Annotated in this window: 24 protein-coding genes; 21 read left to right on the top strand and 3 right to left on the bottom strand. The window is 52.0% G+C overall.

Features of this window, described 5'->3' with window-relative positions:
- The first annotated feature begins 6 nt into the window (after positions 1-6).
- The 21 genes from ABT56_RS08240 (at position 7) to ABT56_RS08140 (ending at position 20,533) form a co-directional block, all read left to right on the top strand.
- The gene (locus ABT56_RS08240; protein ID WP_047878401.1) at positions 7-738 is read left to right on the top strand and encodes a flagellar basal body rod protein FlgF; all 732 of its coding nucleotides are present in this window, start codon (positions 7-9) and stop codon (positions 736-738) included.
- 62 nt (positions 739-800) lie between these two features.
- Positions 801-1,586, top strand: a complete 786-nt coding sequence (gene flgG, locus ABT56_RS08235) for a flagellar basal-body rod protein FlgG (RefSeq protein WP_047878400.1) — start codon at positions 801-803, stop codon at positions 1,584-1,586.
- Positions 1,587-1,599: 13 nt separating this feature from the next.
- Complete coding sequence (gene flgH, locus ABT56_RS08230) at positions 1,600-2,262, top strand: flagellar basal body L-ring protein FlgH (RefSeq protein ID WP_047878399.1); 663 nt, start codon at positions 1,600-1,602, stop codon at positions 2,260-2,262.
- Positions 2,262-3,368: a flagellar basal body P-ring protein FlgI gene (locus tag ABT56_RS08225; RefSeq protein ID WP_047878398.1), complete on the top strand. Its 1,107-nt coding sequence runs from the start codon at positions 2,262-2,264 to the stop codon at positions 3,366-3,368. Before flgH ends, ABT56_RS08225 begins: the two co-directional genes overlap by 1 nt.
- Before the next feature lie 12 nt (positions 3,369-3,380).
- A complete protein-coding gene (locus ABT56_RS23225) occupies positions 3,381-3,890 on the top strand; it encodes a rod-binding protein (protein WP_053062418.1) in 510 nt (169 codons plus the stop codon).
- A complete protein-coding gene (gene flgK, locus ABT56_RS08215; protein ID WP_047878397.1) occupies positions 3,887-5,290 on the top strand; it encodes a flagellar hook-associated protein FlgK in 1,404 nt (467 codons plus the stop codon). Before ABT56_RS23225 ends, flgK begins: the two co-directional genes overlap by 4 nt.
- 12 nt (positions 5,291-5,302) lie before the next feature.
- The gene (gene flgL / locus ABT56_RS08210; RefSeq protein ID WP_047878396.1) at positions 5,303-6,217 is read left to right on the top strand and encodes a flagellar hook-associated protein FlgL; all 915 of its coding nucleotides are present in this window, start codon (positions 5,303-5,305) and stop codon (positions 6,215-6,217) included.
- Between the two features lie 27 nt (positions 6,218-6,244).
- The gene (locus ABT56_RS08205; RefSeq protein ID WP_047878395.1) at positions 6,245-7,336 is read left to right on the top strand and encodes a hypothetical protein; all 1,092 of its coding nucleotides are present in this window, start codon (positions 6,245-6,247) and stop codon (positions 7,334-7,336) included.
- 410 nt (positions 7,337-7,746) lie between these two features.
- Positions 7,747-9,003, top strand: coding sequence for a flagellin N-terminal helical domain-containing protein (locus ABT56_RS08200; RefSeq protein ID WP_047878394.1), 1,257 nt, complete (start codon positions 7,747-7,749; stop codon positions 9,001-9,003).
- Between the two features lie 225 nt (positions 9,004-9,228).
- Positions 9,229-10,842, top strand: a complete 1,614-nt coding sequence (gene fliD, locus ABT56_RS08195; protein WP_047878393.1) for a flagellar filament capping protein FliD — start codon at positions 9,229-9,231, stop codon at positions 10,840-10,842.
- 83 nt (positions 10,843-10,925) lie between these two features.
- Positions 10,926-11,333: a flagellar export chaperone FliS gene (fliS, locus tag ABT56_RS08190; RefSeq protein ID WP_047878392.1), complete on the top strand. Its 408-nt coding sequence runs from the start codon at positions 10,926-10,928 to the stop codon at positions 11,331-11,333.
- Positions 11,330-11,635: a hypothetical protein gene (locus tag ABT56_RS08185; RefSeq protein ID WP_240478283.1), complete on the top strand. Its 306-nt coding sequence runs from the start codon at positions 11,330-11,332 to the stop codon at positions 11,633-11,635. Before fliS ends, ABT56_RS08185 begins: the two co-directional genes overlap by 4 nt.
- 12 nt (positions 11,636-11,647) lie before the next feature.
- On the top strand, positions 11,648-12,850 hold the full coding sequence (locus tag ABT56_RS23220; protein ID WP_053062417.1) for a flagellar hook-length control protein FliK: 1,203 nt from the start codon (positions 11,648-11,650) through the stop codon (positions 12,848-12,850).
- A 43-nt stretch (positions 12,851-12,893) separates the two neighbouring features.
- Positions 12,894-13,382 (top strand): flagellar basal body-associated FliL family protein, encoded by a 489-nt coding sequence (locus ABT56_RS08175; RefSeq protein ID WP_047878391.1) that lies wholly within the window; start codon positions 12,894-12,896, stop codon positions 13,380-13,382.
- A gap of 9 nt (positions 13,383-13,391) precedes the next feature.
- Positions 13,392-14,147, top strand: coding sequence for a FliA/WhiG family RNA polymerase sigma factor (locus ABT56_RS08170; RefSeq protein WP_240478282.1), 756 nt, complete (start codon positions 13,392-13,394; stop codon positions 14,145-14,147).
- 12 nt (positions 14,148-14,159) lie between these two features.
- Positions 14,160-15,008, top strand: coding sequence for a flagellar motor stator protein MotA (gene motA / locus ABT56_RS08165; protein ID WP_047878390.1), 849 nt, complete (start codon positions 14,160-14,162; stop codon positions 15,006-15,008).
- A 2-nt stretch (positions 15,009-15,010) separates the two neighbouring features.
- Complete coding sequence (locus tag ABT56_RS08160; protein ID WP_047878389.1) at positions 15,011-16,039, top strand: flagellar motor protein MotB; 1,029 nt, start codon at positions 15,011-15,013, stop codon at positions 16,037-16,039.
- 1 nt (position 16,040) lies between these two features.
- Positions 16,041-17,249: a flagellin lysine-N-methylase gene (gene fliB, locus ABT56_RS23215; protein WP_157037803.1), complete on the top strand. Its 1,209-nt coding sequence runs from the start codon at positions 16,041-16,043 to the stop codon at positions 17,247-17,249.
- 96 nt (positions 17,250-17,345) lie between these two features.
- Positions 17,346-18,545: a flagellin lysine-N-methylase gene (gene fliB, locus ABT56_RS08150; protein WP_047878388.1), complete on the top strand. Its 1,200-nt coding sequence runs from the start codon at positions 17,346-17,348 to the stop codon at positions 18,543-18,545.
- A 163-nt stretch (positions 18,546-18,708) separates the two neighbouring features.
- Entirely contained in the window at positions 18,709-19,740 is a 1,032-nt protein-coding gene (parM, locus tag ABT56_RS08145; protein ID WP_240478281.1) for a plasmid segregation protein ParM domain-containing protein, read from the top strand.
- A complete protein-coding gene (locus ABT56_RS08140) occupies positions 19,733-20,533 on the top strand; it encodes a hypothetical protein (RefSeq protein WP_047878386.1) in 801 nt (266 codons plus the stop codon). The genes parM and ABT56_RS08140 overlap by 8 nt, the downstream gene beginning before the upstream one ends.
- A 121-nt stretch (positions 20,534-20,654) precedes the next feature.
- On the opposite strand, the gene ABT56_RS08135 is transcribed toward ABT56_RS08140, so the two are convergent.
- From ABT56_RS08135 to ABT56_RS08125, 3 genes are all read right to left on the bottom strand, one after another.
- Positions 20,655-22,358: a sodium:solute symporter family protein gene (locus tag ABT56_RS08135; protein ID WP_047878385.1), complete on the bottom strand. Its 1,704-nt coding sequence runs from the start codon at positions 22,356-22,358 to the stop codon at positions 20,655-20,657.
- 10 nt (positions 22,359-22,368) lie between these two features.
- On the bottom strand, positions 22,369-22,635 hold the full coding sequence (locus tag ABT56_RS08130; protein ID WP_047878384.1) for a DUF4212 domain-containing protein: 267 nt from the start codon (positions 22,633-22,635) through the stop codon (positions 22,369-22,371).
- 216 nt (positions 22,636-22,851) lie between these two features.
- Complete coding sequence (locus tag ABT56_RS08125) at positions 22,852-23,487, bottom strand: response regulator (RefSeq protein ID WP_047878383.1); 636 nt, start codon at positions 23,485-23,487, stop codon at positions 22,852-22,854.
- Positions 23,488-23,581: the final 94 nt, after the last annotated feature.

Genomic DNA, 23,581 nt, shown 5'->3' with positions numbered 1-23,581 from the left:
TAGCCGATGGATAAGATGATCTTTACTGCGATGTCGGGTGCCAGCCGCACCATGATGGCGCAGCAGGTTCACGCCAACAACCTTGCCAACGTTAATACGCCGGGGTTCCGTGCTGATATCGAACATGCCGATACGGTAGAGGTTCACGGCGAAGGGTTTGATACCCGAGCTTTGGTGGCAGCCCGTGCCGGTGGTACGGACTTCTCGGAAGGTACCTTGCAGCGTACTGATAACCCGTTTGATATGGCCATTCGCGGTCAGGGTTTCTTTGCGGTACAGGCTGGCGAGAATGACGAGGCATATACTCGGGCGGGTAATTTCCACCTGACTGCCGATCGCGAGCTGATGCTAGGTAACCGTCCAGTGATGGGTACTGGTGGGCCGATTGTTCTGCCGGAGTTTGCTCACCTAGACGTGGGTAGCGATGGCACGATTTCCATCGTCCCGCAGGGCGGTGGCTTGGTGCAGGAAGTTGATCGCCTCAAGCTGGTCAAGCCGGATGCTGGCAACCTGTACAAGGCGGAAGACGGCTTGTTCCGTCTCGCTGGCCAGGGCAACGCCGATGCCGATGATACGGTGACGGTTGCCTCGGGTTACCAAGAGAGCAGTAACGTCAATGCGATTGATGCGTTGGTCAGCAATATCACGTTGTCTCGGAACTTCGAATTCCAAGTCAAGATGATGAAAACGGCTGAAGAGCTGGCAACCGCCGGTAATAGAATTATTCGTGGCAGCTAACCGTTGTTGCGGGAATGTCCAGCAGCAGGTTCGCCTGCTGCTGTCTTATTAGGAGTTTCACTATGCACCCAGCATTATGGGTAAGTAAGACGGGTCTTGCAGCGCAAGATACCCAAATGCAGGTTATTTCGAACAACCTGGCTAACGTCAACACGGTTGGCTTCAAGCAAGACCGTGCGGTATTTGAAGATCTGTTCTACCAGATGAAGAAGCAGCCGGGTTCGATGGCCGACCAGCAGAACGAAGTGCCGGGTGGCCTTCAGCTGGGTAACGGTGTCCGGGTCGTGGGTACTCAGAAGCTGATGAAGACCGGCGCTTACCAGAACACTCAGGAAGCAATGGACTTGGCAATTATGGGTCAGGGTTTCTTCCAGGTAGAACTTCCTGATGGCACGACGGGCTATACCCGTAACGGCCAGTTCCACCGCAACTCAGAAGGCGCGCTGGTGAATGCCCAGGGTATGCCGCTGATCCCGGGTATCGAAGTGCCAGCCAATGCCAAGACGTTTACGGTCGGTAGCGACGGTATGGTTACCATTACCACTCAGGGTAATACAGATCCTGAGGAAATTGGCCAGATCACTGTGGTGAACTTCGCCAACCCGTCAGGCCTAGAAGCTTTAGGCGGTAACTTGTTTAGCGAAACAGGTTCGTCAGGTGCGGCGATCGAGGGCGTTGCCGGTGAAGACGGCATTGGTGCGATCAGCCAGCATACCCTGGAAGGTTCTAACGTGAGCGTGGTGGAAGAGATGGTCAATATGATCACGACCCAGCGTGCCTACGAGATGAATGCCAAAGTGGTATCAAGCGCGGATCAGATGCTGCAGTTTGTCAGCCAGTCAATGTAATAGCAGGGGCAATATGAGACAGATTTTACTACTGGCGCTCGCGATGCTTTTGTCTGGCTGTATTGCCCCAGTATCGGAAATTGTAGACAGCCAGCCGGAAGAGCATGAAGTTGATATGGCTTTTCCAGCATACAAGGTTGACCCTGACGGCAGTTTGTTCAGTGCCAACTACGGGATGGCGCTGTTTCAGGATCGTCGTGCATTCCGTATCGGCGATATCCTGACGGTTGAGCTTAACGAGCAGACCCGTTCAAGCAAGCAGGCTGGTACCAGCTTCGGCAAAACCAGCAGCGTAGGGGTATCGGCACCGACACTGGCTGGTACGCTTTACCCTAAAGGCCAGATGGCGCTTGATGCCGAGCGGGATTTTGCCGGTTCTTCATCGAGCTCCCAGCAGAACTCGCTGAGCGGCAATATCACCGTGATGGTGCAGGAAGTGCTGCCGAACGGCGTGCTGCGTATTCGCGGCGAGAAATGGCTCAAGCTAAACCAAGGCAATGAGTTTATCCGCCTGTCGGGATTGGTGCGTGTTGATGATATTGACGGCACCAACCGGGTATCATCCCAGCGCCTTGGCGATGCGCGCATTACCTATTCAGGCCGTGGTGCCTTGGCCAGTGCCAACGAGGCAGGCTGGTTGTCGCGGTTCTTTAACAGTTCATGGTTCCCAATTTGATGAAAAAGACACTATTGCTCGCGCTGACATTGCTGGTCAGCCCGGCTATGACCGCAGCCCGCCCATTGCTGAGTCTGGTTGATATCCAAGGGGTACGGGAGAACCAACTAGTGGGCTACGGCCTGGTGGTGGGCCTGAGTGGTACCGGTGACAAGAGCCAGACTAAGTTTACCTCGCAGTCGGTCAAGAACATGCTGAGCCAGTTTGGTGTTCAGCTTGGGGCGAAAGACGATCCCAAGCTGAAGAACGTGGCTGCGGTAGCGGTACATGCCACCTTGCCAGCCTTGGCGGGCAGGGGCCAGACGCTGGATATTACAGTATCGTCAATTGGTGATGCCAAGAGCTTGCGTGGCGGCACCTTGTTGCTGACGCCGCTAAAAGGTGTCGACGGCCAAGTGTATGCGATGGCCCAAGGTAATCTGGTGGTAGGCGGTGTGAACGCCCAGGGCAGCAGCGGCAGCGGTGTGACAATTAACATTCCTACCGCGGGCCTGATCCCAAACGGCGCAATCATTGAGCGTGAGATCCCGTCATCATTCCAAACTTCTTCGGAACTGGTTCTGAACCTCAAAGACCCGGATTTTGGCACGGCGCGTAAAATCGAGCGTGAAATTAACACATTGTTTGGCCCTGGTGTCGCAACAGCAGAAAGCCATGCTCGAATCAAAGTTCTGGCACCGCATGAATCGAGCCAGCGCGTTGCTTTTCTGGCGATGCTGGAGGATGTTGATATCGTACCGCATAAGGAATATGACAAGGTCGTGTTCAACTCCCGGACCGGTACCATTGTTGTCGGCAAGGAAGTGCGCGTGCATACCGCAGCGGTCAGCCACGGTAACCTGACAGTTAGCGTGATGGAGAAATCCAACGTGAGCCAGCCAAATGCGTTTGGTCGCGGCAATACAACTGTCACGCCTGAGTCGGATGTGAGTATCGATGAAGAGCGCGGTAAGGTGTTTATCTGGCCGCAGAGCGAAGGCACGACCTCGCTGCAGACCATTGTTAATGCCGTTAACAGTTTGGGGGCATCGCCGACCGACTTGATGTCGATTCTGATCGCCTTGGACGAAGCCGGAGCCCTTGAGGGCGAACTCATTGTGCTGTAAGGAGCCAACGGGATGAAAGTATCTGAATTTGAGAACCACTCCCCCCTCTACAACGATATGTCGAGCCTGCAGGCGATCAAGAGCAATCCGGATCAGCAGCAGGCGCTAGAGCAGGCGGCCGAACAGTTTGAGGCGGTGTTCTTGCAAAGCGTGCTCAAACACATGCGGCAGGCCAGCGAGGCCTTGCAGGACGAGAGCGACGACAACCCGTTCAACAGCCGCCAGCAGCAGTTCTACCGTTCGATGTATGACAGCCAGCTAGCGATAGAAATGAGTCGCCAGAAGAGCCTAGGCATTTCAGATATGCTAGTTAAGCAACTTGGGCACCACGAAGCATTTAAGCCGCAGTCGCAATTGGTCGCTATTACTGGACAAGGAACAGCCTTGGCGCCGCAAGCTGAAAACAGCTTGGCGCAGACGCCGGTCGCCCGACATCCTTTCAGCCCAGTGCAAAACTGGGCGCTGTCGGCTGGCCCGCTGGCTGAGCACATCAATAACCTAGGTGATCCAGAAGAACAATGAGTCTAATTAATATCGGATTGTCCGGCCTGAATGCATCCAACGCGGGGCTGTCTGTGACCGCCCACAACACCACCAACGTCCTGACCCCGGGTTACAGCCGTCAGCGGGTCGGTTTTGGTGCTCAGGTCAGCGGTAGCATGGGCGCTGGTGTCGGCGTGACGAGCGTCGAGCGCATGGCTGACAACTACCTTAACCAGCAGATTTACAAGCAGCGCGGTTCGTGGGGCTACAACTCCATCAGCTCGCAGTACATGCAGAAGGCCGAATCGCTGCTCAACAGCGACAGCACCAGTGTCAACACGGGTCTTGACCGTTTCTATGCGGCACTGGGTGAAGCATCGACAGCCCCGCAGGACATTGCCCACCGCCAGAGTATTATCAGCCAGAGCCAGTCTATGGTTCAGCGTTTCAATAACCTGAGCAGCCAGTTGGAAAACCAAGCCGATCAGGTCAATGGTCAGCTGGATGCCTCTATCTCTGACGCTAATACGCTGATGGCCAGCATCGCTAGCCTCAACGAAAGCATCAAGGCGAACTCGGCCAGCGGCAAGGATGTCAGCAGCTTGCTGGATACCCGTGACGAGGCGATCAAGCAGCTTTCCGGCATGATGGATGTCAACACTACCTACAATGATGACGGTACCGTGAGCCTGATGCTCGATCGTGGCCAGCCATTGGTGAACGGCACCAGTGCCAGCCAGCTAAAGAAAAGTAGCGATGGTACTTTGACTTTGCAGCGTGGTAATTCAGAACTGGCGATCGACGATAACCTAGGTGGTACCATCGGCGGCCTGATGAATTACCGTGATGGTGAGCTGAAAGATCTCCAGCGCCAGCTGGATGTAATGGCCTATAACTTTGCCACCCAGTTCAATGAAACTCACACCAAGGGCTTCGATTTGAACGGTGATGCTGGCGAAGCGGTGTTCGGTGGTGTTGATTCGATTGACGGTGCGGCCAAGAACCTGACTTTGCTGGTGGATGATCCGAAGAAATTGGCGTTCTCGTCAAAAGCCGATGAACCGGGTAACAGCGAAAACCTTGAAGCGCTTAATGATCTGCGCAATTCATCGGTGAACGTTGACTTGACCAAACTGACTGCTGAAGAGCAGGAGAAGTACGGTGATGCGGTTGGTCGCCTGAACGGCAAGTCGATTTACGAAGGTTACACAGGCCTAGTCGGTGACTGGGCGATCAAGACCGCCCAGCTTGAGGCGGATGCCAAGTCGTCAGAGTCGTTGGTCAAGCAGGCTCAGGGTGACCGCGATGCGATTGCCGGGGTGAACCTTGACGAGGAAGCAGCCAACATCATGGTGTATACCCAGATGTACCAGGCTAATGCCCAGGTTATCTCGACAGCTCAGCAGCTGTTCGATGTTACTATGTCTATGTTCCGCTAACGGGAGGCTGCAATGCGTCTAAGTACATCCCAACTTAATGATGTCATGCTGACCAGCATGCAGACCTCGACCACCGGGGTTAACAAGGCCTTTATTCAGCTTAACAGCGGCGAGAAGATGCTCAAGCCATCTGACGATCCGCTAGGTTCGGTCCAGCTGATGATGCTGGACCGCGAACAGGCAACCATTGACCAGTTCCAGAAAAACATTGCCAACCTCAAAGGGGATTTGGCTCAAACTGAATCTAATATTGATGCCAGCAACAATGCCCTGCTGCGGGTTGAGGAGCTGACCAACAGTATCCTCAATGCCAGCAACTCGACGATGGAAGGCCGCGAGGCGATCGCCACCGAGCTGGAAGGCTTGCTTGATCAGCTAACGGATATTGCCAACAGTAAGTCACCAAACGGTGATTACATGTTCTCTGGCACCAAGACCGATACTCAACCGATAGCCAAAGATCCGGCGACAGGTAAATATGTCTACAACGGTAACAGTGATCAGCGCGAGGTTCGCATTGACGAATCGATGACGGTACCTGCTAACCAGACTGCTGATTCTATGTTTTTTAATGGTGGTGATGATATATTCAACACCTTGGATCAGTTGGTGACAGATTTGCGCGATCCGGCGGTAGCGGGTGACAGCCTGACGAGTGCCGTGACTAGTGCCCAAGGTTCGATTGAATCAACCCAGAACTCGGTCAACAAAGTGATGACTGCGGTGGGTGGTCATATGAATTCGCTAGAGCGTGTTGATGGTGCCCATGAGGACAACAAGCTGCTTAATAAGAATATGATCAGCGAGGTTAAAGATCTGGATTACAGTGAGGCCATTTTGGATCTCAATACCCAGATGGCCGCATTGCAGGCAACTCAGATGACCTACAGCAAGATCCAGAATCTCTCATTGTTTAAGTTGATGTAATCGCACAGCAAGATAGGCGAGGCACCTTTGGTTAACCATATTAATTCCAGCACCGGTACCCTGCGCAGTGGTGACAGCACCCAGCTTGGCCGGGTTGCGAGCCAGCAGCCGGTTGCTCCGCTTTCGCGGGTAGTGGAAAAGAAAGAAGATTCGGCGCGGCGTCAGGGAGCCGGCAACCAGCATACATCCAGTATGCTGGTGCAAACCTCTCGCGCCCACCGTCAGGCCGCTCAGGCCGAAAGTGCCATGCAGGCACTCAAAGAAGCTAACAGCTTGTTGGGTCAGTTGCGTAACATGGCTCGCCGTTCGCTGAACGCGCAGGAAAACAAGAAAGACCAGCTCCAACAGTCGTTGCACCAACTCAAAGGCAAACTGGTTCGTTTGACCCGAGAAGCCAGTTACGGCGGTGAAGCGGTGTTGCACCATGATTTGACCCCTAAGTTGGATGGTGACACCCAGACCGAGCAGTTCTCGATCAAAGGCATGCGTCTGAATACCATGCGTCAGCAAGACGAGATCTTGCGGTTCCAATTTGAGGAAGGCCAACCTTCTTCGGTGCGCGCCAAGATTGAATCGCACCATTCGACGGATGAAATTGCGGTAGTGCTGGATAAGGCGTTTGCTCCGCGTGATATCAAGGTTGGGGTCGACCGCTACGGCGATCTGTCTTTTACGGCCCCGAAAGAGGCATGGCCGGAAATCCGCCGTGGTGTTTGGATGTCAGGGGGCGGCCAAGTTTTGCCGTCGGGCAGCCCGGTCAAGGCCAAGGTGGAAAACCGCGACAAGGGCCAGGTTGAACCGCAACAGCTAGAGTTCGGCAAGCCGCAGTCAACCCGCAAGGCACTGGCGGATATCGACCGGATGATGCAGAAGGTGGCTCAGTCGCTGGCGCAGATCGAGAAACAGCAGCAGGCTGTAGTTCAGCAGTTGGAAGAGGTCTCTCGTAGCATTACCGCCAAGTCTGGTGTGATCAACAGCGATGGCAGCATCGAGGCCAGCTGGTTGCAGGCGCCGGAAGACGTGTCGTTGTTACTGATCGACAACGCAGTACCGACCTTGTTGGCCCAAGCTAACGCGACCCGCCACAACGTCGTGGCACTGCTGGAACCGGCGGTATAACGCGCACTTTATATCTGTAGTGTAAAAATAAACGCCAAAGGGCGAGGAATAAGAAAGGGGATCACTCTTTATTGTTCCTCGCCCTTTTGTTTTGTTCTTTGCGCTGTCACGTGATCCGAACTGTTGCTGTTTTTGTGTGTTCATTTGGTATGTTCGGGTGAGATTCGCTTTGGGGTGGCATTTTCCGTAATAACGGGTATGCCTGTAGCGTATTTCTATATCGTTCTGTTTGGCTCGTCACCCTGCTTGGTTTAAATCTGTTGTCTTGCTTCCAAAAAACAGTGTCATGAAAAAAAAATGCGAAAAAGGGTTAAGTGAACAGGTTAGGGGGTCGCTTGATGGAAATAGCAAAAGCTTAACCGCCGGCAATCAAGCCGGGAGATGTTAGTCCTATATAGAGGAATCGTTCCATGTCAATGACAATCAACACTAACTTCGCATCAATGAATGCGCAGCGTAGCCTGCTAAACACTCAGGGCTCACTTAACAGCTCACTACAGCGCCTGTCTACTGGCCTACGTATCAACAGCGCAAAAGATGACGCTGCTGGCCTGCAGATTGCTAACCGTATGACTTCTCAGGTTAACGGTCTGAACGTTGCTAAGCGTAACGCTAACGACGGTATCTCTATGGCACAGACTGCTGAAGGTGCGCTACAGGAATTCACTAACATCCTGCAGCGTCAGCGTGACCTAGCGGTACAGTCTAAGAACGGCACTAATTCGCAATCAGACCGTGATGCATTGGATAAAGAATTTAAAGCACTAACTAAAGAACTGGACCGTATCATTGATACAACCACTTACGGTAAAGGCGAGAAGCTGTTTGATAAGTTGGGTGGCGATGGTGTGAACTTCCAAGTGGGTGCAGATGTTCAAACTGTTGATATGACAGCTTTAAGTGAGTCTCAAGCAAAAGAGGCTATTTCAAGCGCAATGTCAGATGCTGGATTTGCGGATGAAGCAGCAGTGACGGCTGACAAAACGCAGTTGACGGAGTTAGATGGTCTGACAGCAAATACAGCCACTGATACAGCGTTCGCTACAGAAGATGATGCTAATGCATTTCTTGATAAATACGGCATCACAGGGGTTGTTTCAACAGCATCAGGTAAAATTCAAGTAAAATTAGATGCAGCTAACATTGCTATAGCACAGAAAGGGACTGATTTTACCACAGCTCTTGAAGGATTAGTTGATACAGATGGTAAGCCTGATTTATCTGGTCTAACAGCAACTGATGGGAAATATGACCTGTCAGATTTTGAGGGTAAGGCAAAAGCCGCGGGTATTAATGCTACAGTATCTGATCCAAACGTAATTAATGTTACTCTAGAAAGCGATGATCTAAAAACAACCACTTTGGCCGATGGAATTGGTTCAGAAGATAAAGCTGGTTCAGCAATGACAAATATCGATTTGATGATTGATAAAGTGGGGGCTGTTCGTGCTGAACTTGGTGCTACGCAGAACCGCTTCCAGTCTACTATTAACAACCTAGGCAACATCGCAGAAAACATGTCTGTAGCTAAAGGTCGAATCATGGACGCAGACATCGCTGCTGAATCTGCAAACATGACTAAGCAGAACACTATGATGCAGGCTGGTATCACTGTACTGTCTCAGGCTAACCAGATGCCAAGCATGGTTTCTCAGCTACTGCGTTAATCGATTCTTCCTATCGATTTTCATTTCCGAGCGGAAGTTTTACTTCCGCTCGTTTTTTATCTGACGTCTTAAAAATTCCCTTTTTTTTTTTTAGAAAAACACCCAACTGTTTGAATGGCAGTCATTCAAATAAATGGTATGTTTTTTGCTTATTATGCCGTTGGCTCTAGCAGTGTCACGTAAGGTGTGAGCTAGCTCGGCCGGGCCATGACAGGAGAACGCCGTATGTTTATGACAGGTATTGGTTCAGGTCTCGATTTTAATGCCATGATCGAGGTGATTGTTGCCGCCGAGCGGGCACCGAAAGACAACCAGCTCAACCGCCAAGAGGCGATGAACGAAGCTGAGATGGATGCGCTGAAAGAAATTCAGAATACTATCAACAGCTTTCGCGATACAGTGGAAGACTTGAATTCCGCCACTGAGCTTAACAAGCTGAAATCGGAGTTGAGTAACAGCGATGTACTCGGTGCCAGTGTTGGCGCTGGGGCAATGGCCGGTGAATATAACTTCAACGTGACCCAGTTGGCGCAGGCGGGGCGTGATAAGTTGCTGACTGTCGAGAAAGATAGCCTGCTATCGCAAGGGGTGATTAAGTACACCACCCCTAAGGGTGAAGTCACGCTGGATATTGCGGCAGAAAAGCAAAAGCTCAGCCAGGCGCAGGCGGATAAGAAAGACGCCTATATTAACGACAAGCTGACTGATATTGCCAACAAGAACAATATCGAGACTGATCCGGCGAAAAACCCGAATTGGAAAGACGAAGCCAAAGCCAAGTTGGCTGAAGACAAAGATGCCCAAGAAGCTTTTGACAAGGGCGTTGCCGAATTCGATAAGAAAATTGATCGCCTGAACAATCATGGGATGTCAATTGAAGAGGTGCAGATAGCGCTCAATAACCATGAGAATGCCGATGGTGCCAAGGTCTCGCTGGTGCAGACCGATGGCAAGGTGACCATGGTGCTCAATGCCAAAGATACCGGAACGGCTAATGCTAACCAGATGTTATCTGTGACGGGGATGACAGCGGTCAAGCTGGATGATACCGGCAATGTGGTGATGCCGCCGCCGACAATTACTGATATGGGAACATCCCTTCAGGCCGCCAAAGACGCCAAGGTAGTGTTGGGTGAAACAGATGCTGATGGTAAACCGATTAACGGTGCGATTGAGCTGACATCTGCCACCAACAAGATGGAAAATGTACTCGACGGTTTGACCTTGACCTTGAAAGAGCCAGGTAAGGTAACCGTTAAGGTGGCTCGCGACGAGGCCGGGGTCAAGGACACGGTCAAGAAGTTTGTCGACAGCTACAACAAGGTGATGGAAACCGTCAACACCTACACCAAGTCGAGCGAAGAGCAAGCTGCGGCTCTATCTGGTGATGCCGGTGTGCGCTCTATGGTGTCGCGCTTGCGCGAAGTGATTTCGGCTGAATACAGTGCCTCGAGTTTGGAAACGCTTTCGCAGTTGGGGATCACTACTACCGTCAGCGGCACACTGGAAATAGACCAGACCAAGATGGATAAGGCGCTGGAAGATAACTTCAATGAAATCGCCAACTTGTTCATGGGTGATCCGCTGGATGACAGCAAGCCGGGCATGATGACCAATATGCTGACGGTGCTTGATGATTACCATAAAAACGGTGGTTTGTTTGATGTTCGTCAGGACCGTTTGGATGCAGATAATAAGCGCATTATTGAAGAGCGTGAACAGCTTGATCTTCGGATGGAGGCCAAGACGGTATCGCTGCGTGATTACTATGCCAAGATGGATAGCCAGATCGCTCAGATGAACCAGACCCAGAACATGATGATCAGCATGTTGATGTAAGTCTTGTTTTTGGCCGGGTAGCGATACCCGGCTTTGTAGTTTGGAAAATACGCGTCAAATCATAGAATACGAAAGATAGAACCATGATGAACCAAGAAGGCTTGGGTGCCTACCAAAATGCCCAGAATAATGCCCAGGCGGCCTCTGCCAGCCCGCACCGTTTGATCCAAATGCTGCTTGAAGGCTTGTTGGATAACCTCAGCCGCGCTCGTGGTTTTATGGAGCGAGGCCAGATAGCCGATAAGGGGCTGACCATTTCCAAGTGCCTCGACATTCTTAACGGCCTGAGCTCGGTGCTCGACGAAGAGAAGGGCGGTGAAGTGACCCAGGAGATGTTCCGTCTGTACGATTACTGCGGTCGTCGTCTGTTCGAAGCCAATATTAATAACGATGTGGCAGGGATCGATGAAGTCACTCGCTTGATTACTGATATTCTCGAAGGTTGGGTGGTGCTCAAGCCTGAGAATGTCAAAGTGGGTGCTGCGCAGTGAAGCGACCTACTGTGAGCCGTATTGATCAGCAGTTGGCGGCGATGTTGATGCGGATGCAACAGGCCCTGAATGCCGGAAACTGGGATCAGCTGGCCGAGCTTGATGCCAAGCTGCAACAGGCTCTGCCAAAAATACAGGGACGCCGCTCCGAGCCGGATATTCAACACCAACTGCGTCAGCTCAATGCGTTTTACAGTGAAATGATTGCAGCTGGAGAAACCGAAAAGGCAGCGACCCAGCGTCAAATTACTCAACAGGCCGGCAACCGCGAAGGGGTGCTGGCCTATTTGCAACACCAGTAACGGAAAATTACTATGCAAGTTTCTGTATCCTCGTCCCCTGCCGTGCCGAACAGCGCGGCACCCGCCTCGGTGCAGGCAGGTCAGGGCAATAGCGATAGCGCATCGTCGTTTGAGCAAGTTTTGCGTGAAGGGGATAACTCAGCCACTCAGTCCCAGCCTGAACAGCAAAACCTTCAGGCTCAGGCCGATGATGCCGCGCAGATGGCGGGACCTGATCGTGAGGCATTAATCAAGGAGTGGCTGCAGGGAAAAAGTCAGGCTCAGGGAGACGAGGCCGATTTGGTAGCCATGCTGGCCCAGTGGCTGGCGGCTCAGCCGGATCCCGAGCAGGCATTGCAGCAGCTTGAGCTTCAGGCGCAGCAAGGTGCATTGCCGAAGGCGCTGACAGGAGTCGTGGCCCAGTTGGGTCAGTCATTGCCGCAAGGGGAACTGGTTGCCAGCCAGCCGTTAACAGTGGGTAATAAACCATTGGCATTTCAGGCCAATAGTTTAATGGCTCAGCCAAGTCATGGTATGGCGGCGACCTCTGTCACAGAGGCTGCCTTGATAGGTCGTCAGGCTCAGCCCGAGGTGACGATTATGCCGCAGTCATTAGCCGCGGCGGCCAGTTCTGTGCCAGCTCAGCCAGCCAGCCATACACCGCAGCTGACTGAGTCATTGGGGCAACTGTTGGCTCAGGCTAATGGCCAACCAATGGTGCTTGCTCCGGCGGCAATGCCGACGGCAGGGGCTGCACCCACTCCAACCGCGATGACGGCAACGGGTAGTGAAGCCCTGCCACAGCAGTGGCAGGCCCAGGTGGATGTCAGCGAGCCGGACTGGGGGCGTGATTTGGTGGAACAGCTGCGCGCGCGAATGAGCGTGAGCAGTCAGGATCACTTGCAAAAAGCGCATGTTCGTCTCGATCCGCCAGAGTTGGGTCGGCTTGAGGTGACGGTGCGGGTTGATGGTGATAAAGCCAGTGTGCATTTCACTGCCGCCCACCCCCAGTTGCGCGAGGCGTTGGCGGCTAACGCTGACCGCCTGCGGATGGATTTCGGCATGAGTAATATGGACTTGGTAGATGTGTCGGTGTCGAGTGGCACCCAGCAGCAGAACCAATCACAGCAGCAGCCTTCAGCGGACGAAGAGCTGATTGCGACGAATGATATTGTGCCGGCGATGGGGTCAATCCCTGCCTATACGCTGGGTTCACGTTTTGAATCTATGGTGTAACCCTTAACGTTGGCCAGCATTCGGCTGGCCTGTGAGTAGTGATATGACAGAAGATGTTCAACCAAAAAAAAATAATAAATTAGTGTTGGCAGCCGTTGCTGTGCTGGTTCTAGCCCTTGCCGGTGGTGGTGGTTGGTTCTGGTGGCAGCAGTCGCAGGCTAATACTGTGGCACTCAAGCAGGCACAGGCTGCGGAAGGAGCGGCGGTACGGGTCAAAAAGCCGATTTTCCAGCCTATGACCAAATTTGTGGTCAGTGTGCAGGGTGATCAGCACTTGCATTATCTGATGCTGGAAATCGCCCTTATGGGTTATGACCAAGCGCAGATGGATTTGCTTACCGATTACACCCCGTTGATCCGTAACACGGTGATTTCTGCGGTGAGCCAGAAAGCTTATGAGGATTTAACTGCTCAGAATGCAATTCCGGCTCTCGAGGCGCAACTATTGACTGATATCCGTAATGTGATGCAGAGCATGGCTGGCAGTAGCGGCCTTGACAAGGTGTTGATCACCAAAATGGTTATCCAGTAAGGAGGCGGTGTGCAAGGCGCGCTTATTTCCCCGGCTCAAGAAGGGCTGATGGCCTATCAGCAAAGCCAGCAGGCGGTCGATCGGGCTCGAGAAGAAGGCTTGCTTCGTCGCCATGCCGGTTTGGTTAGGCGGGTGTGTCGTCATATGACGGCGCAGGTGACGTCGTTGATGACCCTTGAAGACATGGAGCAGGTCGGTCTGGTGGCATTGCTGGAGGTGATCCGCCGCCATGCCGAGCTTGACGGCGAGGCTCTGGAGCGGATAGCAGTGCAGCGGATCCGAGGGGCGATCCTCGATGATCTGCGGCGGATGGACTGGCGTTCGCGCCGGACCCGCCAGCGTGGTCACGAGATGCGGGATCATGAACGCCAACTCAGCCGCAAGCTGGGGCGGACGCCGACCGAGCGGGAGCTCGCTGATGCGCTGGACATTCCCCTCGAGGAAGTGCAGCAGCGCCGTTTGGATAACGAGGCTGAACACCTTGGTAGTTTCGAAGCGGTGATGGAGAGCGGGGAGCAGTTCTTCGGCCTGAGCTTTCAGTGTCACTCCCATGAGCGCGAGGCGCTCAAAGGGGCATTGAAGGGGGCGTTGAGCCAGTTAAGCGAGCGCGAGCAGCTGATCCTGACCTTTTATTACGAACATGAAATGAATCTTAAAGAAATAGCCTTGGCCTTTGAGGTGACGGAAGCCCGTATCAGTCAGATCCACAGTAAGGCACTTAAAACGCTAAATTCTTTGCTGGCTGATTGGCGGGAATCAGCGTAACGGAGCGCAACAATGCAAACGATCCTTGGTTTTATTATCGTCTTTGGTAGTGTAACCGGCGGTTACCTTATGGCGACCGGCAAAATGGCAGCCCTGTGGCAGCCTGCTGAATTTATTATTATTCTCGGGGCCGCTATTGGTGCCTTGGTAATTTCCAACCCATCGTATGTGATCAAGAATATCCTAACTCGGATCAAGATGCTGATGGGTAAAGGCTACAGTCAGGATTACTACAAAGCCCTGTTGGAAGTGATGTTTGAATTGCTGGAGATTATCCGTAAAGACGGTATCAAGAAGCTTGATGACCATATCGAGAATCCAGCGGGTAGCGATATTTTCAATCGTTATCCTGAAATCGCCAATTCCAATGTCCTGCTCAGTTTTATCACCGATAACCTGCGGATGATGGCGATGGGCAAAATGAACCATCATGATCTTGAAGCGGCATTGGAAGTGGAGCTACATACTCTGGAAGAAGACTTGCTGCGCCCGTCGAAGGCGATGGGCAAAGTGGGTGAGGCAATGCCGGGCTTTGGTATCGTGGCGGCGGTATTGGGTATTGTGGTAACTATGCAGAATATCGGTGGCCCGCTGACCCTGATTGGGGTGAAGGTTGCTGCGGCACTGGTGGGTACCTTCTTCGGCGTACTGATGGCCTACGGGGTGTTCGAGCCGTTGGCATCGGGCATGGCTGGTCAGGTTAAAAAAGAGATGATGGCACTGAACATGGCTGCGGCGATTTTGGTGGCTCAGGTTCAGGGCAAGCCAACCTTGTTGGCATTGGATGCTGGCCGTAAAGTGCTACATACCGAGTACAAGCCGTCGTTTTCCGAGATGGAAGGCTGGGTAGCCAAGGGGTAAGTATGGCCAACGATCACCCGATAATTATTATCAAAAAGAAAAAAGGCGGCCATCACGATGAGTCGCATGGCGGGGCGTGGAAGGTTGCCTTCGCCGACTTCGCTATTGCGATGATGGCCTTTTTTATGGTGTTGTGGATCATGGAGATCGCCTCTCAGGAAGAGCGGGAGGAGATCCAGTATCAGCTGCAGAATAGTAGCGTGTTCGACAGCATGGATAACTTGTTTGATATTCGCAACAGCCCGTTTCCTATTGACTTTGGTGGCCAGGCCTCGCCGTTTGAAAACCCTGTACAGTCTAAATTCAATGGGCCCAATGCCCTTGGCCCATCTTTGCATCAGCAATTGCCTGAAGGGGAAATTGCCGCCAATGCAGGTCGCGGTCGACAGCTTAACTCAATGCTTAAAGGGCAGTATTTGACAACGTCTCAGTTGAGTATGTTGGCAAATGAGGTGTCGCAGATGGCGGAAGCTTTGTCGGCCAGCAGTAACGTGGTATTAGAGCTGGTTCCGCAAGGTCTGCGGATTTTGATTCAGGACACCGATCATCATTCGATGTTTAGCCGCGGCAGTGCGGTGATTACGCCGTTTTTTGAAGATATGCTGTTCGAACTGGCACCGATGCTGGGGCAAATCAAGAACCGTTTGGTGATAAGTGGGCATACCGATAACACTCACTACCGCTCGAAAACCTATAGTAACTGGAACTTGTCTGGTGATCGCGCTTTGGCCGCGCGCCAATTTATGGTGGACACCGGACTGCCGCCAGAGAATGTGATGCAGGTGGTGGCGATGGCCGAGCGGATGTTGATTGACGAGAAGCACCCGACCAGTGGCCAGAACCGCCGAATCGAGATCATGGTATTGACCCCAGAGGCCGATGCTCAATTGGCAATGTTGTTCGGTAAGGGGGGATCACAGCAGCTATCTCAATCACAAGCCCCACACCACCAAGGCTTGGCTCTTGAACAGGCTCGCCATTTTGCAGAAACAAATCAGCCAGTGTCTCGACTAGATGTGATGGTAAATTAAGATGAAAAGAAATCACGCCGTAGTATCACCGCAGACTATTGTTACACCAAAGTTTTATTCGGATTTTAGGTGTATAGCTGATAAGTGTGAAGATAATTGTTGTTATGGCTGGAAGATAAACATTGATAAGCCAACTTATCAATTTATGACCCAAAAGAGTATTTTCCGTAACGAAGCAAAAGAAATTTTTGTTCGCACACCAGGCCAAAAAACTTATGCATCAATTAAGCTAGATGAGCAAGGTTTTTGTAGTCTGCGTGATGAAAATGGGCTATGCCGGGTTCATAAAGAACACGGTCCGGATCGTTTGTCGATAATTTGCCGAACCTATCCGCGCTTGACGCACGTGCGGGGTAATCAGATCCAACGCTCACTGACTCTCTCTTGCCCTGAAGTGGCGCGCAAGGTGTTGCTTGACCCAGAGGCGATGCAGTTTGAGTTTGCGACAGAACTGAAAAAAGGATATATCGCGCCGACTTATAATCCTCCATGGTATCTGGATCTCATCCGCGATTTGTTTTTGCAACTGCTGGGGGATGAGTCAATGTCACTCGACAAGCGATTGTTTATCATTGGTATGGTGCTCAATCGTCTGGAATCAGTAGAACAAGATCAAGAGGCTCAGCAGGCGGCACTGGCTCAAATAATTGATGAGGTGGTGAGCGGTGATATTGGCATTTATTTCGATACGATGCCGACAACGACGGGTTTTAATGTTGATTTTATTCTGAAGTCACTGAATGCTCAGTTTGCTTGGTCAATATTAAGGGATAAAGCGCAAACTCATCGTCGTTCAGAGCAACTGCGCGAGCGGATTCAAAATGGGGTGAGTGATGCTGGTGATGATCTTGCTCTACAGGCGCTGTGTCTGCAAACAGGGTTGAATACTCGCTATAGCGCATTTATGGATAAGCATCCATCAGTATGGGCTAACTTCTTTGTTTATCAAATGTATGACACCGATTTTCCATCTGATACGCCAGCCACTCAATTTCGCAAGATATTGATGGACTATGTGTATCTGCGTGGCGTGTTAGCGTTGATAGGTGCCGGTAAAGAGCTGGGTATCGATGATATGTCATTGGTGTTTAGTACTTATTATCGCAGCCGTCAGCATGGTTCGCGTATCGATGATATTTATCAGGGATTGGCGAATAAATTGGAAGTTAATGAAGCCATGCTTCCTCTGCTGCTGTTAAAGGCTGTGTGATATTTACCTTCTAATTCAATCTTTAAGAAAATAGCGGTGTGACGTTCAAGCGATCTGCTATTTCTTTTTGGCGACATAAAATGGACAGTACTTTAAATGAAACAAATTGAATTAATCCCGCAGTTTGTCGAGCGTTTTTCCTGCGCGACTGATCGTTGCGAAGATCATTGCTGTCAAGGCTGGAATATTTACTTCGATAAGCCAACTTACCGTTTTCTTACTGAAAAGAGCGTGTTTAAAGATCGGGCACAGCAGGCATTTATCAAAAAGCCCAAGACTAATCTTCCAATGGCTGAAGCCTATGCAATGATTAAGTTTAATGAGAAAGGTTTCTGTCCGTTTCGTGACGCTCAGGGCTTGTGTGATGTACATAAACATTATGGTCATCAACGGTTAGCAAAAATTTGCCAAAGTTATCCGCGTGTAGATACAGTGCGCGGCGATCGGATTGACCGTGGTTTGACCTTGTCATGCCCAGAAGCGGCCCGTCAGGTACTGCTTAATCCTTCAGCGATGTCGTTTAGTGAGAAGGTCCGCTTCACAGCAGTAAAGCCAGCAGTCTACCGTACCCCGTTTTATTATCAGGAACTGCGTCAATTGTATGTTGATGTACTGTTGATGGAAGGAGTTTCTCTGGAATCGCGTCTCTATATGCTGGGTATGACTCTTAAGTTACTTGATGAAAAGAAAGATGACGAGCAGGCGTTCCAGCAAACTTTGAATTTTTGTATTGACAGTATTGTTGACGGCAGTTTTCTGGCGATGTTTGAGCAAAGCGGTACCATGCTTGATATGCATGCGACCTTTTTGATCCGTTTGTATAATGCAAGATTGGCCATGGGCGTTAACGATAATTATGAGCATGTCGTAGCTCGAATCAAGCAGGTTCACACTCTGCTTGATCAGACTCTTGGTCAAGCAGAGTGTGATGCTGAAGCCCAGCAGGCTATTTTACTAAAAGGTTACCAAGGTCATTATAGTGACTATGTTGAGTCAAATTCGCATGTGTGGGTGAACTATTTCTTGCATGGTATGTACATGGCTGATTTCCCTGCGAAGGATTTTTATAAAACATTTTCTGAACAGGTGATTGATTTCTTTATGCTGCGCGGCGCGTTGATGGCAATTGGTTCATCCCGTGAATTGGTTGATGATGATGTGATCCTTGTAGTGCAGAGCTATCACCGATCGCGCAGTCACACGGAGAATGTTTCCATCGTTATCAATAGATTAATAAATAATCACCTGCAGATTGACGAGGCCATGCTTCCTTTGTTGTTGCTGAAAGTCGCGTAGCGTATGTCTGCGGTGTATAATCGCGCGCCTTGCTTGATAGAGAATGCGCTACGGTGTGAAGCCCGATGGCGGTTCGCGTTAGCACCTTTTTTATTAATAAATGAATTGTCAGGGCTGTGGCTCTGAATGAATGTGAGAGTAGTAGACGATGACGGTATCGGCATTGACAATCGCAGTAGATGACGGCTCAACCAACGTAAAGGTAAGCTGGATTGAGAACAACCAGCTAAAGACCATTGTGTCACCAAACTCATTCCGCAAAGATTGGAAGAGTGCGGCTCTGCGCCGCGACAAGCAGGTGTACAACTACACGGTTGGCACGACCAAGTACACCTATGATGCAACGTCGGACAAGGCGCTGGAAACCACTCATGTGGATTACCAGTACGATGACCTAAACCTGTTGGCAGTACACCATGCCCTGCTGCAGACCGGTCTGAAGCCATGCCCTGTATCACTGGTTGTTACCCTACCAATTACCGAGTACTACGATCCGGAAGATTGTCAGCGTGACGAAGCCAACATCGAGAAGAAGCGCCAGAACCTGATGCGCGAGATTTCCCTGAACAAGGGCGAGCTGTTCGAGATCGTTGATGTGCAGGTGATGCCTGAAAGCGTACCGGCGGTACTGTCTACGCTGCTTAACTCTAACTGCAACGAGTTCACCCGTTCGCTGGTCATTGACTGCGGCGGTACGACGCTGGATATGGGCGTGGTTGTCGGTGAGTTCGACGACGTGTCTGCGGTATACGGCAACAAGGAAATCGGCGTATCTATGGTCACTGACTTGGCGCGCAAAGTACTGGCCGCTGCCGACAGTGATGCGAGCTACTTGGTGGCCAACGAGCTGATCAAGCGCCGTCACGATGTGGAATTTGTCAAAGAAGTGGTTAACGACGAATCCCAAATCGATGCGATTCTGACGAAGATCGAGAACAAGGTTGCCGAGCTTGGCAATGCCGTTGCTATCGAGGCGAAGAAATTTGCCAAAAACCCTAACCGTGTTTACCTGGTTGGTGGCGGTGCCCCATTGATTTACCCTGCGGTTAAAGAAGCGTATGCAACCTTGGGTGAGCGCGTGGTGCTGATCAACGATTCGCAGTCGGCCTTGGCCCGCGAGCTTTGCATGTACCATGCTGAAGATCTGGATGTGAACGTTGAGCCCGAAGCCCTTGTAGAGGTTATGGATGACTAACCAACTCAAGCGGGTCAATTGTTCGCTATTTCTTGATCCTGTGAACTCGGATGCTGACCGCTATGCGGTTAGCATCATGCAGCGCTGGGTGGAAGAGCGAAAGCAACTGGTGGAAAACCCCAGTGCGGGCAAGGCCCTGCATGAGAATCTGCACAAGCACAAAGATATCTACCTTTCGGGGTTGTTTCTGCATTTGCTGAGCCCGGCCTTGACGCGCCAGTTGGCGACGGTGTTGTCACCCAGCAATGTGACGATGGCAACCTTGGGCCAGAAGCTGGAAATGTGCGGCTTGGTTTTGCCGAACAAAGGCCAGGATGCGGCAACCAGTACAGCGCGTTCGGCTGATGTCGAGCAGGAGTTGGTGCAGTTGCGCCAGACCATGATGTCGCAGTTGGCCGAGGTGAGTGATCAAGTGAGTGCGACGGCACAGGTTCAGGCTGAGACCCTGACCGATGCGATGGCACAGTTGCAGCAGCAGGCTCCGGCATCGGCAACTGCCGAGTTGGATCCGGCAGCGCTGGAGCAGGCACTGACCTCGATGAAAGGTCATTTGGTTGCCGAGCTGAGCGAGCAGATCCGGAAGGATATGGCAGCACAACTGAAGGCGCAGAGTCAGGCGGCCGAAATTGCCGAGCTGAAAGCGTTGCTGTCTGCCCAGAACCAGCTGATCCGTGCGATGCAGCACAGTGGCGTGGCGGCACCCGCCGTGGCCGCAACCCCTGCCGAGCCGGAGATGAACCTGAGCGAGCAGATTGCCAACGTACGCAAGATCAAGAAGAAAGGTTTATTCTGATTGCGAGAAGCATTGCCGAAAGGCTGTGCCTTAGCAGGAATGTACCGACAAAAAACGGAGCCAATGGCTCCGTTTTTTGTTTGTGGTTTGTCTGTGACGACACTATTTTTTCTGTTGCCCATTAGTGGTTATGGGCTTCGCCTGCGCCTTTCGGGTAGCGGATGGATTCCACCATCTCCTGCACATCATCTGGGACTTCGGCAGTGAATTTGTTCACCACAATCGAGACCATGAAGTTCAGGCACATACCCAGCGTTCCGATCCCTTCCGGGCTGATCCCGAACCACCAGTTATCCGGTGTGCTGGCTGCCGGGTTGATGAATTTGAAGTAGATAATGTACGAGGCGGTGAACAGAATACCCGTTAGCATACCGGCGATAGCCCCTTCTTTGTTCATCTTCTTGTAGAAGATCCCGAGGATGATTGCCGGGAAGAAGGAGGCTGCGGCCAAGCCGAACGAGAAGGCAACCACCTGTGCCACAAAGCCCGGCGGGTTGATCCCCAGATAGCCGGCACCGACAATGGCTACCGCGGCCCCGACTCGGGCTGCGAGCAGTTCCTGTTTGTCGGTCATATTCGGTTTGAAGCCCTTCTTGAGTAAGTCATGGGAAATTGAGGTTGAGATCACCAGCAGCAAGCCTGCTGCTGTTGACAGGGCGGCAGCGAGGCCACCGGCTGCCAGTAGGGCGACGACCCAGTTTGGCAGGCTTGCCAGCTCGGGACTGGCTAGCACGATGATGTCGCGGTTGATGTCCATTTCGTTGCGCTCGTCACCTGAGTAGAACATCTTGCCGTCGTTGTTTTTGTCTTCCCATTTGACCAATCCGGTTTTTTCCCAGTTGGTGACCCAGCTTGGTGCCTGCTCTGCCGCGACACCCTGCATCTCTGGCCCGTTGATGGTCTCGATCATGTTGACCCGGGCAAAGGCGGCGACCGATGGTGCGGTTGTGTAAAGCATGGAGATAAACAGCAATGCCCAACCGGCAGAAATACGGGCATCTTTCACGCGTGGGACGGTGAAGAAGCGGATGATGACGTGTGGTAGGCCGGCGGTGCCGACCATCAGCGCGGCACAGATGAAGAAGACATCCACCATGCTTTTCGAGCCGTCGGTATAGGCAGTAAAGCCAAGCTCGGTGGTCAGGCCGTCGAGTTTATCCAGCACATAGGTTTCCGAACCGTTGATAGTGGATCCCAAACCCAGTTGTGGGATCGGGTTGCCGGTGATCATGATCGAGGTGAAGATCGCCGGAACCAGGAAGGCAAAGATGAGGACGCAGAATTGGGCGACTTGGGTATAGGTGATCCCTTTCATGCCGCCAAGTACGGCGTAGAAGAAGACGATCCCCATCCCGATGATGATCCCCATATTGATGTCGACCTCGAGGAAGCGGGCGAACACCACCCCGACGCCGCGCATTTGGCCAGCGACGTAAGTGAAGGAAACGAAAATGGCACAGAAAACGGCGACCATACGCGCTGTTTTCGAGTAGTAGCGCTCACCGATGAAGTCTGGCACGGTGAACTGGCCGAATTTGCGCAGGTAGGGGGCAAGGCAAAGCGCCAGCAATACATAGCCGCCGGTCCAGCCCATCAGGTAGACCCCGCCGTCATAACCGACAAACGAGATAATACCGGCCATAGAAATAAAAGAGGCTGCCGACATCCAGTCGGCAGCGGTTGCCATGCCGTTGGCGACCGGATGGACGCCGCCACCGGCGACATAGAACTCGCTGGTTGAGCCGGCCCGGGCCCAGATCGCGATGCCGATGTAGAGGGCGAAGGTGATGCCTACCAAGATAAATGTCCACGTTTGGATTTCCATTAATTGCCCCTTAGTCTTCCTGTACGTTGAACTTACGGTCGAGTGCATTCATACGCACTACGTAGACAAAGATCAGTGCTACGAAAGTGTAGATGGCTCCTTGTTGGGAGAACCAGAACCCGAGCTTGAAGCCTGCAAATTGAATACTGTTGAGGGGCTCGATGAACAGGATCCCGGCTCCAAAAGAGACGAGAAACCAGATGGCCAGCAATGAGCCCATCGTTGCGAGGTTTTCTTTCCAGTAGGCCTGTGCCTGCTCCTTGGATTCAAACGCCATTGTTATCTCCTTTCATGTCGCTGCATATCAGGTTAATGAAATGTTACGAGATAACCATAACAATGATTGCGCGAGGAGGCTGTGCAACTTTAGTCGAGCGCAGGGGCGGGTATATCCCGCCTGAACTGGGCTTTTGTGAGGCAGAGCGGTGAAAATGGCAAGGTAGGGAAAGTGGCCGTTAGCCAAAGGTCTAACGCCCCAAACGGTATTTTTTACCTAGCGGGAAAAATCCATCTGCTGTAGCAGGATCACGGCTTGGGTACGGTTTTTTACCCCGAGCTTGCGGAAAATCGCCGTCATATGGGCTTTGATGGTGGCCTCTGAGACATTCAGTTCATACGCGATCTGTTTGTTGAGCAGGCCGTCTGCGAGCATGCTCAGTACCTTGTATTGTTGCGGGGTGAGAGCGGCGATACGTTTGGCCAACTCGCTGAGTTCGGTATCGTCATCACCCAGCCCGTCAGGAAAGACCGGCTCGCCGTCCAGTACTTGGTTCAGGGCGGCAATCAGTGCCCGCATATCGCTGGACTTAGGGATGAAGCCGAACGCGCCGTGGCTGCGAACCTGGCGTACTACGCTGGTTTCCTCGCTGGCAGATACGACCACAACCGGCAGGTCGGGGTATTGGTTGCGCAGCTGAACCAGGCCAGACATACCGTTGGCGCCGGGCATTTTCAGATCCAGCAGGAGCAGGTCGATATCCGGCTCTTTTTCAAGCAAGGCGAGCAGGGTATCGAGCGAATCGGCCTCGAGCAGGTTGGCGCCGCCAATTGCCATATGGACGGATTGAAACAGGGCATTGCGAAACAAGGGGTGGTCATCGGCGATGACGATGGTGTATTGATCTTCCATGGCGATACTTCATGATCCTTTTCTTACCAAACTATCATTGCCAATTGCGCAGATCAATTTGTTAACACTTAAGATCTGAGCTGGATCATCAGGA

It is taken from the genome of Photobacterium aquae, from assembly GCF_001029445.1.
In the GTDB taxonomy this organism is placed as follows: Bacteria; Pseudomonadota; Gammaproteobacteria; order Enterobacterales; family Vibrionaceae; genus Photobacterium; species Photobacterium aquae.
The sequence above is the reverse complement of the archived record's forward strand: the minus strand, read 5'-3'. Positions and strand labels throughout refer to the sequence as shown.